Annotated in this window: 12 protein-coding genes and 1 tRNA gene; 5 read left to right on the forward strand and 8 right to left on the reverse strand. The window is 73.7% G+C overall.

Annotated elements, in window-relative coordinates; all coding sequences use genetic code 11:
- Positions 1-256 (forward strand): ATP-binding protein (locus tag GD970_RS10020; RefSeq protein WP_193314915.1); only part of this gene is annotated, 256 nt, incomplete at its 5' end.
- Between the two features lie 211 nt (positions 257-467).
- A complete protein-coding gene (locus GD970_RS10025) occupies positions 468-1,565 on the forward strand; it encodes a tyrosine-type recombinase/integrase (RefSeq protein ID WP_152202750.1) in 1,098 nt (365 codons plus the stop codon).
- Between the two features lie 17 nt (positions 1,566-1,582).
- Here the strand turns inward: GD970_RS10025 and GD970_RS10030 are convergent.
- The 5 genes from GD970_RS10030 to GD970_RS10050 all read right to left on the reverse strand — a co-directional run bounded on the left by GD970_RS10030 (position 1,583) and on the right by GD970_RS10050 (position 5,800).
- A tRNA-Arg gene (locus tag GD970_RS10030) sits at positions 1,583-1,655 on the reverse strand.
- Between the two features lie 127 nt (positions 1,656-1,782).
- Positions 1,783-2,304, reverse strand: coding sequence for a flavodoxin family protein (locus GD970_RS10035; protein ID WP_152202751.1), 522 nt, complete (start codon positions 2,302-2,304; stop codon positions 1,783-1,785).
- A gap of 159 nt (positions 2,305-2,463) precedes the next feature.
- Positions 2,464-5,277, reverse strand: a complete 2,814-nt coding sequence (locus GD970_RS10040) for a MinD/ParA family ATP-binding protein (protein WP_152202752.1) — start codon at positions 5,275-5,277, stop codon at positions 2,464-2,466.
- 88 nt (positions 5,278-5,365) lie between these two features.
- Positions 5,366-5,566 carry a hypothetical protein gene (locus GD970_RS10045; protein WP_152202753.1) on the reverse strand — a complete coding sequence of 67 codons (201 nt, stop codon included), beginning with the start codon at positions 5,564-5,566 and terminating at the stop codon, positions 5,366-5,368.
- A 36-nt stretch (positions 5,567-5,602) separates the two neighbouring features.
- Positions 5,603-5,800 (reverse strand): hypothetical protein, encoded by a 198-nt coding sequence (locus GD970_RS10050; RefSeq protein WP_152202754.1) that lies wholly within the window; start codon positions 5,798-5,800, stop codon positions 5,603-5,605.
- Positions 5,801-6,073: 273 nt separating this feature from the next.
- Between GD970_RS10050 and GD970_RS10055 the strand changes: the two genes are divergently transcribed.
- Positions 6,074-6,838 (forward strand): AfsR/SARP family transcriptional regulator, encoded by a 765-nt coding sequence (locus tag GD970_RS10055; RefSeq protein ID WP_152202755.1) that lies wholly within the window; start codon positions 6,074-6,076, stop codon positions 6,836-6,838.
- A 13-nt stretch (positions 6,839-6,851) separates the two neighbouring features.
- On the opposite strand, the gene GD970_RS10060 is transcribed toward GD970_RS10055, so the two are convergent.
- A complete protein-coding gene (locus tag GD970_RS10060; protein WP_152202756.1) occupies positions 6,852-8,621 on the reverse strand; it encodes a glycoside hydrolase family 13 protein in 1,770 nt (589 codons plus the stop codon).
- A gap of 175 nt (positions 8,622-8,796) precedes the next feature.
- Here GD970_RS10060 and GD970_RS10065 point away from each other — a divergent pair, with 175 nt between their 5' ends.
- Positions 8,797-10,545, forward strand: a complete 1,749-nt coding sequence (locus GD970_RS10065; protein ID WP_226925266.1) for a RecQ family ATP-dependent DNA helicase — start codon at positions 8,797-8,799, stop codon at positions 10,543-10,545.
- Positions 10,546-10,813: 268 nt separating this feature from the next.
- On the opposite strand, the gene GD970_RS10070 is transcribed toward GD970_RS10065, so the two are convergent.
- Complete coding sequence (locus GD970_RS10070; RefSeq protein WP_152202757.1) at positions 10,814-11,353, reverse strand: pyridoxamine 5'-phosphate oxidase family protein; 540 nt, start codon at positions 11,351-11,353, stop codon at positions 10,814-10,816.
- Positions 11,354-11,462: 109 nt separating this feature from the next.
- Here GD970_RS10070 and GD970_RS10075 point away from each other — a divergent pair, with 109 nt between their 5' ends.
- Positions 11,463-12,290, forward strand: a complete 828-nt coding sequence (locus tag GD970_RS10075; RefSeq protein ID WP_152202758.1) for an alpha/beta fold hydrolase — start codon at positions 11,463-11,465, stop codon at positions 12,288-12,290.
- 34 nt (positions 12,291-12,324) lie between these two features.
- On the opposite strand, the gene GD970_RS10080 is transcribed toward GD970_RS10075, so the two are convergent.
- Positions 12,325-12,936, reverse strand: a complete 612-nt coding sequence (locus GD970_RS10080) for a GNAT family N-acetyltransferase (protein WP_211489857.1) — start codon at positions 12,934-12,936, stop codon at positions 12,325-12,327.
- Between the last annotated feature and the right edge of the window lie 142 nt (positions 12,937-13,078).

A 13,078-nucleotide genomic window follows, 5' to 3' on the forward strand; every position in this document is an offset into this window, starting at 1 on the left:
CATCCCCTTCGAGCCCGAGGCCGCGAACCTGTTCTTCCAGCTCGTCTCCGCCCGCTACGAACGCGCGAGCCTGATCGTCACCTCCAACAAGCCCTTCGGCCGCTGGGGCGAGGTCTTCGGCGACGACGTCGTCGCGGCCGCGATGATCGACCGCCTCGTCCACCACGCCGAGGTCATCGCCCTCAAGGGCGACTCCTACCGCCTCAAAGACCGCGACCTCGGCCGCGTCCCCGCGGCCACCACCGACGAACCATGACCATCCAGGGGGTCAGTTTTCAGATGCCGCCAGGGGGTCAGTTTTCACATGCCGTTGACAGTACTCCACCTGGGAGGCCTCCCGCAGGGACAAGGCTCCTCGGACACTAGAGGCCGAGCGGGAACGTTATGACTCCCTCATCTCCCCCACATTTGGTAAGTCCGCGCTGGGCCGCATCACCTACGAGGACGTGGTCAGGTGGTCAATCGAGATGAAGGCGTCCAACGGTGAGGTTGCCGGACAGACCCGCCGCAGGGATGCGGTACGGCTTCTGAAGAGCGTGCTTGATGCTGCGGTGGATTCCGGCCTCATCCTGCGCAACCCCGCTAGGACGAAGTCCGGCAAGACGCCATACATGCCGAGCCGATCCAAGACGAAACCGCACCGGTACCTGAACGACGAGCAAGTGGCACGCCTTGCTGACGTCGCGGGAGACCAGGCGGGTCGGCTCATCCGGATCGCCGCCTACACCGGGCCTCGCTGGGGAGAACTGACAGCCCTAACCGTGTCGGATGTCGACGTGCTACGAGGACGCCTTCACATTCGGCGTGCCTACACGCGCCTTGACAGCGGCCAACTCCTCCTTGGGGACACCAAGACCCACGCCAACCGGTATGTCGTGGTGCCCATCCCCCTGCGGGGCCTCCTTCAGGCACAGCTCGCAGACAAAGGGCCTCACGATCTTTTGTTCTCGCAGGGAGACGGCAAGGCTCTGCGTCGCGAGAACTTCACGAGCCGCCACCTCAGCACTGCGGTCGAGACGGCAGGCACGGCTGTGAGGACGCTGCAGGCCCTTCTATGCCTCCCTGAACGGCAGCAGACGGGTGTGTACGGTTCCAGCACCACGCAGGCCGTCAGGGCGCTCCAGGAGCGCTCAGGCATCCCTGTGACAGGGCTCGTGGATGCAACCACATGGACACACATCGAGCTAGCAGATCGGTCCGCTCGTTCTGACCTGACTCAGGGTGAGAAGGTCAAGCGCACCAACATGTTCAAGAGGCTACGTAGATGCACCCTCGCGGAGGGGGCCGAAGACTTCGAGCCACTCACCTTCCACGACCTCCGGCATACCGCCGCGTCACTCGCCATCCGAGTCGGAGCAACGGTGAAGGCGGTCCAGGAGATGCTCGGGCATGCCTCGGCGCAGGAGACGCTCAACACCTACGCGGGGTTGTTCCCAGACGAGCAGGATGCTGTTGCCGATCGCCTTGCGGCCAACATCGTGGCGCCCTCTGCCCACTATGTGCCCACTGGTGACGGACACCAGCATGAGGAGGCACCGACCGAGCGACGCCTACAGGCTGTCTGACCTGCGCAAACACTGCGTGCCCTCGGGCAGATTCGAACTGCCGACACCCGCTTTAGGAGAGCGGTGCTCTATCCCCTGAGCTACGAGGGCGGGGACGCACACCAGGGTAGCGGGCGCGACCACGCGCACCGAAACGTGCCCCTCCCCCGCCGCAGGTCCCGTGGGCAGCGTTCCCGCCGCGCCGCCGTACGGAGGCAGCGGGGCCGGCCGCGCCGGTTCATGTGGCCAGGGCTCCGGCCACGCGCGCGCCGAGCACCTCGCCCCAGCGCCGGGCCCGGTCGAGCTCGCCGTCGAGCAGCGGGCCGGTGTACCCGTGGACCCAGAAGCTCTCGGCCGGGCACGCGATCCGCGCCCCGAGGTGGCGCAGCCGCCGCTGCGCGGCGACCGAGGCCCGCCCGGGCACCCGCGGGCTCCTCACGTGGGTGTCGAAGGCGGCGACGGCGAGGCCGCCCCGCACGGGGGCCGCGGCGTCGAGCCACTCCCGCACCCCGGTGCCGGCGGAGAGCACCGGCCCCTCGCCGCGCGTCGCGGCGTCCTCGCGGGTCCCGGCCCGGCTGAGCCCGAAGGCGTGCGTGGGCGCGCCGACCACGAGGAGGTCGACGTCGAGGTCCGCGAGCGCCGGCGCCCGGCCCACCTCGCACAGCTCCACCTCCAGGGACGGGCGCAGGCCCGCGGCGACGGCGCGGGCCACCTCCTGGGTGTTGCCGAACATCGACTCGTAGACGACCAGCGCGCGCACGGCCGCTCACCCGCTCCCGCTCGTGCGGCGGGCGACCGCCGGCGGGTGCCGGGGCACCGTGCCGCTCCTCCTGCCACCGTGCCGGGCCGGGCCGCCGGGCGGAAGAGACCGAGGTCCCGGGCCGCCGGCGCGGTGACTTGGTGGACGTCGTCCGCGCGGTCAGCGGTTGCCGCGCACCTCGACGAAGTTGTCGGCCACGGCCGCCGCGACCCGGTGCAGGGCCTCGCGGGTGGGCCGGCGCAGCTGCTCGACGGCCGTCTGCGCGCCCTTCTCGAGCATCTCGTCCCAGGGCACGCTCAGCACGTGCGCGCACCGCTTGGTGAAGTGGGCCTCGATCTTCTCCAGCGGCACCCCCACGCCCGGGCGCACCCCGTTGATGACGACGACGGCGCGCTCGACCAGGTCGCCGTGGCCGTGCTGGTCGAGCCAGTCCAGGGTCAGCGCGGCGGCTCGGGCGCCGTCGAGCGCGGGGCGCAGGACGAGGACGAGCTGGTCCGCGTCGGCGATGAGGCCCTGGTTGGCGCTGTCGAGGATGCCCGTGCCGGTGTCGAGCAGGATGAGGTTGTAGAAGGCGTCGAGCAGCGTGATGACCCGGTGGTAGGACGCCCGCGTCAGGGCCAGGGAGATGCGCGGGTCGTCGTCGGAGGCGAGCACCTCCAGCCGCGACTCGGGCGCCTGGGAGGTGTAGCCCTGCAGGTCCGCGTAGGTGTGGATCCGGTCCAGGTCGCCCAGCACGTCGGTGATGGACCGGTGGGTGGGCCGGGTGTGCCCGCGGGCGAGGCGGTGGGCGAGGTTGCCCGCGTCGGGGTTGGCGTCCACGGCGATGACCCGGTCGCCGCGCTCGAGGGCGAAGGTGCTGCCCAGCGCCAGGGCCAGGGTGGTCTTGCCGACGCCGCCCTTGCGGCTCATGACCACCACCCGGCGCGAGCCGGTGATGGGGGCGCGGACCCGCTCGAGGACCTCCAGGTAGCGGCGCTCGGCCGCGCCGGGGCGCGGGCTGATCCGTCCGCCGGTGAGGACGTGGACGGCGTGCTGCCAGCCGAGGGTGGCGGCCGGCCGCGGCGGCGGGAACATCTCCGCGTCGGTGAAGGCCGCCGCCGTCAGCGGGAGGGGCAGGCCGGGCAGGTGGTCGGCGTCCGACGGCGCCCTCGCCGGCTCCCGCGCGGGGGCGGTCCGGGCGGGCGCCGGCGCTTCGGGGGCCTGCTGGGCGGCCGGGGCGATGGGAGGGGGCGCGGCTGCCTCGTCCGCCGGGGGCGCGGGGACGGCCGGTGCGGCCACCTGGTCGACCGGTGGGGCGGCGGCCGGCGAGGGCACGGTTGCGTCGTCGGCCGGGGGCCCGGGGACAGCTGGTGCGGTCACCTCGTCGGCCGGCGCCGCCGCCGACGGGGCGGGGGCGGGCGAGGCGGGAGCGGCGGCTGGGGCGGCCGCTCCGACCGAGCCCGAGATGACCCGCCAGCCGTCCCAGCCGCCCTGTCCGGGAGGCAGTGGCCGGGCGGGTGGGGTCGGGCCGTCCGCCGTCTGTGTCGCGGCGGTGCCGGCGCGGGCGCCGGGAGTGGCGGCATCGCCGGGCCGGGGCTGGACCATGATCGACCTCCTTGTCGTGGTCGCGTGGCGACGCACCTTGGTGATGGGCGCCGGACGCGGGTGGCGGGCGCGCCAGGCCCCGGCCGCGCGCCGCGCGGGGAGCAGCGCCATGACCGCGGTGCGCTGGACCACCAGCGCGGCGCCCAGGGCGGGCAGGGCGAGGACCACCATCGCGAAGACCGCCCCGAGGAGCGGCAGGGGTGCGCCGTCGGCGACGGCCTGCTGCGCCGTCGCCAGGTGGGTGCGCACGGCGTCGAGCGCCACCCGCACGATCTCGGGCAGGTTCCACACCAGCACGGCGAGCCCGAGGGCCAGCGTCGGCACGACGACGAGGACCCAGGTCGTGACGAGCCGGCGGGCGCGCGGGCGCAGCTCGGCGACGCGCGGGTGGGCCGGCCGCCCGGGCACCAGGCTGCGCATCACCGGGCCGACCCGCGAGAACAGGTCGGGCACCCCGGCGAGGTCGGCGAGGACGTAGTAGCCGTCGAAGCGCAGGGTGGGGATGAGCTGCTGGACCATCTGGAAGTGCGTGATGAGGATGTAGAGCACCAGCACCTGGGGCCCGCCGAGCAGGTAGGCGGCGCCGGCGGCCAGCAGCCCCCAGACGTTGAAGTACAGGCCCCCGAGGTCGGTGCGCAGCCGGCCCGCCCGGTCCAGCCGGTAGGAGTCCGTGACGTCGGTGTAGAAGGCGGGGAAGACCAGGTAGACCCCGGCCCCGATCCGGCCGGGCGTGGCGCCGCCGTACCGGCACGCTGTCGCGTGACCGAGCTCGTGGAAGAAGATGCCCACGGCGGTGAGCAGGTACAGCGCGGCGATCAGCCCCGGCGTGGCGAGCGTGGTGGCCAGCGCCGCGAGCGCGTCGCTGCGCACGAACAGCAGGACGTCCATCACGACCAGCGCGGCGAGCGCCAGCACGACGACGGGCGGCCAGAACAGCGGCGACAGCGTCCCGGCGGCGAACCGGACCGCACCGGCGGGCAGCAGCGTCAGCTTGGCGCGCAGCGCGAGCAGCGGCGTCGCGCGCGGGGCCGGCCGGGCGGCGGGGGCGGCGGCGTCGGTGACCAGCCCGACGGGCGCGAGCTTGGTCGTCACGAGGCGGTCGAGCCCCTCGACGCTGAGGCGACGACCGAAGGCGGCGCTGACGACGTCGGCGGCCTCGGCGGGGCTGCGGTCGGCGGAGAGCGCCATGAGCACGAGGTGGACGAGCTCGGAGACCTGGACCACCTGGCCGTCGCCGCGGCGCACCAGGAACGCCGGCGCGGTCAGCCCGGAGTCCTGGACCTGCCCGAGCGACTCCACGCCGTCGGCCCGGCGCCACCGGCGCGAGCCGGCGGCGGCGTCGTCGGCCGTGACCGGCGGGGCGTCCGGCCCGCGGGTCTGCGTCGACATCCCGTTCCCCCCTCGTTGCGGGAAGCCGCCGCCCGGCGGGCACGCCAGCGCGCGTGGCGGACCCACCGGGCGGCGGACCGGCCGGCGCCTAGTGGTGCTGCCAGGTGCCGATCCACTGCTGGGCGTTCGCCGCGGCCACCGAGTGGTCGGAGAACGCGTTGATGGCGATCGCCATGTTGACCCCGATGACGGGCGCAACGTTGATGTTGAGCCAGAGGGTCTCCCGCGCGGGGAGGACCTCCACCGCCTGGTCGTCGAGCTCGGGGTCCAGGATCACGTGATCTGTCATGACCACTCACCTTTCGCAGAGGTCAGGTCGTGCAGGTCAGTGCTGGTTCACGCCGATCCACTGCTGGGCGTTGGCGGCGGCGATGGAGTCCTTCGTGAAGAAGTTCACCGCCGTGGCCGAGTTGTGAGCGAACACCGCCGAGAAGTTGTTGTTCTTGAAGTAGAACAGCGTCTCCCGTTCCGGCAGCAGCTCCACGTCCTGGCCCTCGATCTCGCTGATGGTCAGCTCGCGCATCTTTGTCACCCCCCCTCGTGATTTCCGACCCGTGACGAACGTGCCCAGTGAGCCGGGTGCCCTGTTACTGGCGCGTGACAGGTCCGTCACCGCGCCCGCACCACCGGCGGGCGCTCGCGCCAGGACAGCGTTTCGCCCGATCCGCCCGATCCGCGATTTCATCCTTGACGGTGGAGTGACAGGTGGGGATCGTGATGCTTGTCGCCCCGGTCGGCGACAGGTGAGGCCGGGCGGCGCAGGCCGCGAAGTCGGGTCGAGGGGGACGCACCGACGATGGACAGCGACGCGATCGCGACCACCGCGCCACGCTGGTCGCTGCGGCTCTTCGACGGGTGGCAGCTGCGGTGCGGGGACGCCGCGGTCGTGGTGGCCTACCGCGAGCGCCGCCTGCTCAGCCTGCTGGCGCTGCAGGGCGAGCGGCCCCGGGCGCACCTGGCGGGGCTGCTGTGGCCGGAGAGCGAGGAGGGGCGGGCGCACGGGAACCTCCGCGCCGCCGTCTGGCGCATCCAGCACCTGCTCGACGGGGTCCTCGAGGAGTCCCAGGGGATGATGGCGCTGGCCCCGGGGGTCCACGTGGACGTGCACGACCTGCGCGGGGTCGCCCACCAGGTCACCGCCGGCCAGGACCCGCCGGACACCGCGCGGGCGCTGCAGGTGCTGCGGCGCGGCACCCTGCTGCCGGGGTGGTACGACGACTGGGCGCTGGAGGAGCGCGAGCAGCTCCACCAGCTGCGGCTGCGGGCCCTCGAGGCGCTGGCGGACCGCCTCCTGGACCACGACGAGCTGCACGGGGCCCTGCAGGCCGCGATGGGGGCGGTCCAGCTCGAGCCGTTGCGCGAGAGCGCCCACCGCGCGCTCATCCGCGTCCACCTCAAGGACGGCAACCACGTCGAGGCGGTGCGGGTCTACCGGGCGTTCAAAGAGCGGCTGAGCGAGGAGCTCGGCATCTCCGTCTCGCACCAGATCGTCGATCTCATCCGGCCGCTGCAGGCGGTGCACCCCCGCAACGACCTCCCGCCGCCGGACGCGGTCCCGTGAGAGGCCGCCACGCTCAGGCCAGGTAGACCCGCGACTCCCAGGGCGCCAGGCGCACGCGGTCGCCGTCGGCGGGGGCGCCGTCGGGATGGGTGGTGAGGAGCAGCTCGCCGGCGAGGACGCCGGCCTGGCCGGGCAGGTCGACGGCGACCGGCTCGCTCGACATGTTGGCCACCACCAGGAGCGTCTGGGCCGCCCTGCGGGTGTAGGCGAAGACCTGCTCGTGCTCGGGCAGGAGCAGCTCGAACCGGCCGTCCACCACGACGTCGAGGCGGTGGCGCAGCTCGATCAGCCGGCGGTAGTGGTGGAACACCGAGTCCGGGTCGGCGACCGCGGCGGCGGCGTTGATCTGGGGGTAGGCGGGGTTGACGCTCAGCCACGGGGTGCCGGTGGTGAACCCGGCCTGCGGGGAGTCGTCCCACTGCATGGGGGTACGGGCGTTGTCCCGGCTGACCGGTCCGATGCCGGCCATGACCTCCCCGTCGCTCGCCCCGCCGGCGACGGACTCGCGGTAGTAGTTGAGGGTCTCGACGTCCTGGTAGTCCTCGATCTGGGACCAGGAGACGTTGGTCATGCCGAGCTCCTCGCCCTGGTAGACGTAGGGCGTGCCCTGCTGCAGGTGCAGCACGGTGCCGAGGGTCTTGGCGGAGGCGACGCGGTGCTCGGGCGAGTCGTCGCCCCAGCGGGAGACCACCCGGGGCTGGTCGTGGTTGTTCCAGTACAGGGAGTTCCACCCCGCCCCGGCCAGTCCCTCCTGCCACCTGGCCAGGTTGGCCTTGAGGTCGGGCAGGTGCAGGGGCCGCAGCTGCCACTTCCCGCCCGGCCCGTGGTCGACGCCCATGTGCTCGAACTGGAACACCATGTCGAGCTCGCGGCGGGCCGGGTCGGTGATGGACCGCGCCTGGTCCAGGGTGACGCCGGGGGTCTCCCCCACGGACAGCAGCACCGCGCCGTCGCGCGCGCCGCCGGCGAGCACGGCGTCGTGCATCTCGTGGAGGAACTCGTCCAGGCGGGGCCCGTTCGTGTAGTGCGGGCTGCCGTCCCCGTACCGGGACGGGCCGGGGAGCGGGGCGCCGTCGGGCAGGGAGCCGTCGGGGCGCACCGCCTTGGAGATGAGGTTGATGACGTCCATCCGGAAGCCGTCGACGCCGCGGTCGACCCACCAGCGCATCATGTCGTACACGGCCCGGCGCACCGCGGGGTTCTCCCAGTTGAGGTCCGGCTGCTTGCGGTCGAACAGGTGCAGGTAGTACTCCCCGCTCGCCTCGTCCCACTCCCAGGTGGAGCCCGAGAAGAAACCGTGCCAGTTGGTCGGCTCGGCCCCCGGCTCCCCGCCGCGGCAGCCCGGGCGCGGCGGGCGCCACCAGTACCAGTCGCGCCGCGGCGAGTCCTTCGACGCCCGGGACTCGGCGAACCACGGGTGCTCGTCGCTGGTGTGGTTGACCACGAGGTCCATGACGAGCCGCATGCCGCGGGCGTGCAGCCCGGCGATGAGCTCGTCGAGGTCCGCCAGGGTGCCGAAGGTGGGGTCGACGTCGTGGTAGTCGGAGATGTCGTAGCCGTTGTCCGCCTGCGGGGAGCGGTAGATCGGCGAGAGCCACACGACGTCGACGCCGAGCGCGGCGATGTAGTCGAGCCTGCCGATGATGCCGCGCAGGTCGCCCACGCCGTCGCCGTCGGAGTCGGCGAACGAGCGCGGGTAGACCTGGTAGACGACGGCGCGGCGCCACCACTCCTGGCCGGGGCCCAGCGCGCGTGCGGTTACGGACGTGGAGCGGGCGGTCATGTCCCTCAGGCTAACGACGGCGCCCGGGCGCGCCAGCGCTGCCGCCCGGGGCCGGCGGCGTTCCGATTGCCGCCTCCCGGCCCGGGCCGCAAGGTGGTGCGGTGACACGTGACGTCGATGCCCCCGCCCTCCCCTCGGCCCCGACCCGCGCTGCGGGGCCGCGCCCGGTGCGCGCGTGAGCACCTCCACCCTGGAGCGGCTGCGCGAGGCCGCCCGCGAGACGTTCGACTGGGACACGCTCAAGCCCGGGCAGCGCGAGGCGATGGAGGCCGTCGTCGCCGGTCGCGACGTCCTCGCCGTGATGCCCACCGGGTACGGCAAGTCGGCCATCTACCAGGTCTCGGCGCTGCTGCTGGACGGCCCGACCGTCGTCGTCTCCCCGCTGATCTCCCTCCAGCAGGACCAGGTCGCGGCCCTGGAGGAGGCCGGCGCCGGCGCCGAGGCGGTCGCGGTCAACTCCGCCCAGGACCGGCGCGAGAACGCCGAGGCGTGGCGCTCCGTGGGCGGCGGGCGCGCGGAGTTCCTCTTCCTCTCCCCCGAGCAGCTCGCCAAGGAGGAGGTCACCGACCGGCTGCGGGCGCTGCGCCCGTCGCTGTTCGTCGTCGACGAAGCGCACTGCGTCTCCTCCTGGGGCCACGACTTCCGGCCCGACTACCTGGCCCTGGGCGCCGCGGCCGAGCGGGTCGGGCGGCCGGTGGTCATCGCCCTGACGGCCACGGCCTCCACCCCCGTCCAGGCCGAGATCGTCGAGCGGCTCGGGCTGCGCGACCCGCTCGTGGTCAGCCGCGGCTTCGACCGGCCGAACATCTTCCTCGACGTGGTCCGCCACCCCGACGACCACGCCAAGCGGCGCGCCGTGGTCGACGGCGTGGCCGACCTGCCCGGGCCGGGGCTGGTGTACGTCGCCACCCGCAAGGACACCGAGCGCTACGCCGCCGCCCTCGCCGAGCGGGGGCTGCGGGCCGCGGCGTACCACGCGGGCCGGTCGGCCGGGGACCGCGAGGACGTCCACCGCGCCTTCCTCGACGACGAGCTCGACGTCGTGGTGGCCACCTCCGCCTTCGGCATGGGCATCGACAAGCCCAACGTGCGCTACGTCGTCCACGCCGACGCCCCGGACTCCCTGGACAGCTACTACCAGGAGATCGGCCGCGCCGGCCGCGACGGCCAGCCGGCCCGCGCCGTCCTGCACTACCGGCCCGAGGACCTCGGCGTCCGGCAGTACTTCGCGACCACCTCGGTGGACGAGGAGGCGCTGCGCGCTGTCCTGACGGCGGTGCGCCGGGCCGACGGGGCGCTGGCGCTCAAGGACCTGCGCGCGCGGACGGAGCTGTCCGCGCGCAAGGCGGCCGGGCTGGTCAACCTGCTCCAGGAGGTCGGCGCCGTCCGGCGGGAGCGGCGCGGCGTGGCGGCGGTCGGCGACGAGGCGCCGGGGCGGGTGGCGGACCGGGCGCGGGAGCTGACCGACTCCCGCGAGCGCATCAACCGCTCCCGGGTGGAGATGGTGCGCGGCTACGCGGAGACCCTGCACTGCCGGCGCCAGTTCCTCCTGGGGTACTTCGGGGAGCCGCACGCCGGCCGCTGCGGCACGTGCGACGTGTGCGCGGGCCCGCAGGAGCGGGAGGAGGACGGCGTCGAGGACGTCATGGCCGACACCGACGTCCTCGCGGGCACCGGGATGCCCGAGGGTGGCGACGTCCCCGAGCGTGACGGCGGGCCCGAGGGGGACGGCCGGCCCGGGCCGCACCCGGGTGCTGAGGACCCCTTCCCCCTGCAGGCGGCGGTCGAGCACCGCGAGTGGGGCCGCGGGGTGGTCATGCGCCACGAGGGCGAGGACCGCATCACCGTCTTCTTCGAGCGCGAGGGGTACAAGACGCTCGGCCGGGACCTCATCGCCGCCCAGGACCTGCTGCGCCGGGTCTGACCGGCGCCGCCCGGTCCGCGCCGGAGCGCCGAGCCCGGGCGGCGCAGCACCCACCGCCCACGGCGGGCACGGCTGAACCAGCGGCAGATCGGCGAGTCAGCAGCAGACCGGCGAACCGGTAGCCGATCCACCGCGAACTCGCCGAGACGGTTCGACCTCACCCAGCCTGTTCGAGCTCACCGGTCCGGTTCGACCGCACCGGACCGGTTCGGGCTCGCCGGACCTGTTCGAGGTCGCCGGCGACGATCCCGCTCGGGACCCGGGCGCGTCACAGGGTGACCGTGCCCGTCTCCCCGCCGTCGTACCGCTCGCCCTTGATCTTGGACTTCACCATGCTCATGAGCTGGACGACCTTGGCGCCCGGGGTGTCCCAGTACTGCGCGGCGTCGGCGTGGACCTTGATCAGCAGGACCCCGGGGGTCTCCGGCCCGTCCGGGAACCACGCATCGACGAACGTGTTCCACAGCTCCTTGGACCGCTCGCGGTCGCGCACGATCTCGGCCTTGCCGGACACCGACACCCACGACCCGTTGGCGCTGAACGAGACGTTCACGTCGGGGACGGCGGTCAGGTCGGCCGCCAGGTCGGAGTGCTCGTCGGCGAAGAACCACAGGTCGCCGTCGAACTCGACCTCCTGCAGCCCCATGGGCCGGCTGACCAGGTGCCCGTCGGCGTCGATGGTGTTGAGCATGGCGATCCGGGCGTCCTTGACCAGCGCGGCGAGCTTCTTCCGGCCCTCGGCCTGCTCGTCGGTCTGCTGGTCGGCCCCGTGCGGGTCCGCGCCCGTCGCCTTGTCCGCGTCGCTCATGACCGTCCTCCTCGCCCGTGGTGGCACTCCCTCCACGGAACCACCCGGGCGCCGGCCCTGCCACCGGGTGGCTGTGGCGAGGGTGCGGCGGGCGAAATAACCTCCCCCCATGTCCCGCCTGAGCCAGGTGCGCCGCGGCCGACTCCTCTTCGACGTGCGCGACGAGGGTCCGGTGGACGGGGAGGCCGTCCTGCTCCTGCACGGCTTTCCCGAGGACGCCGCCAGCTGGGACCGGGTCGCGCCGCTGCTGCACGGGGAGGGCCTGCGCACGCTCGCGCTCGACCAGCGCGGCTACTCCCCCGGCGCCCGGCCGCTGGAGCGGGCGGCCTACCGGATGCCGTGGCTGGTCGCCGACGCCATGGCGGTCCTCGACGCCGCCGGGCTCGCCCGGGTGCACCTGGTCGGGCACGACTGGGGCGCGGGGGTGGCGTGGGCCGCGGCGGCGGCCCACCCGGCGCGGGTCGCCTCGCTGACCGTCCTCGCCACCCCGCACCCGCGGGCCTTCGTCTGGGCCCTGAGCCACTCGGCCCAGCCGCTGCGCTCCTGGTACATGGGCCTCTTCCAGCTGCCGGCCCTGCCCGAGGCCCTGCTGCGCCCGCGGCTGGAGGCCCTCCTGGCCGACGGCGGGCTGCCGGCGGCCGACGCCGCCCGGTACGCCGCCCGGATGCGCGAGCCGGGCGCCTTGCGGGCGGCGCTGAACTGGTACCGGGCCATGCCGCTGGCCCGGGGGCTGCCCGGCGCCGTCGAGATCCCGACGACCTACCTGTGGGGCGTGCACGACCCGGCCATCGACGCCGCGGCGGCGGAGCGCAGCGAGCACCACGTCGCCGCCCCGTACCGGTCCTTGGCGCTCGATGCCGGGCACTGGCTGCCCGAGACCCGGCACGAGGAGGTCGCCGAGGCGGTCCTGCACCGCGTCCGCGCGGCGGCGCGCTGAGGGGCCGGCCGCGGGCGGCGCCCGTTCCCCGGCGCTACGCGACCGGCGCCTGCTCCCGGGCGCGCGCGAGCTTCTCGGTGAGGGACAGGCGCACGGTGGGCCACTCGCTGGCGATGATGGAGAACACGACGGTGTCGCGCAGCGTCCCGTCGCGCCCGATCCGGTGGTTGCGCAGCACGCCGTCCTGCTTGGCCCCGAGGCCGGCGATGGCGCGGCGCGACTGCTGGTTGTGCCAGTGGGTGCAGAACTCGACGGCGATGCACCCGAGGGTGTCGAAGGCGCGGCTGAGCAGGTGCAGCTTCGCCTCGGTGTTGATGCCGGTGCGCTGGGCGCTCACGGCCAGCCAGGTGTAACCGATCTCCAGGCGCCGGTGCTCCTCGACCATGTTGCAGTACGTGGTCATCCCGACGGCCCGGCCGTCGCTCGCGCGGCGCACCGTCCACGGGACGATGTCCCCCGCGGCGTGCCTGGCGAGGCGCCGCTCGATCTCGTCGCCCATCTGCTCCGGGGCCGGGACGTTCGTGTACCACCGCTTCCACAGCCCGTCCTCGGCGACGGCCTGCGCCAGCTCGTCGACGTGCTCGAGCGACAGCGGCTCGAGGGTCATCAGGGTGCCGGGCAGGGTCGGGAGGTCCAGGAAGCTCACGAAACGGCGACGTTACAGCCTGCTGGCCCGCGATCGGCACAGCCTGCGGGCGAGCGATCCGCGGCACGGTCCGTCTGCGGCGCCGGGGTACGAATCCGGCGCTTGGGACTTTTATCCCTGCACCGTGAGCCAGGACACGCCA

It is taken from the genome of Georgenia thermotolerans, from assembly GCF_009193185.1.
GTDB lineage: Bacteria > Actinomycetota > Actinomycetes > Actinomycetales > Actinomycetaceae > Georgenia > Georgenia thermotolerans.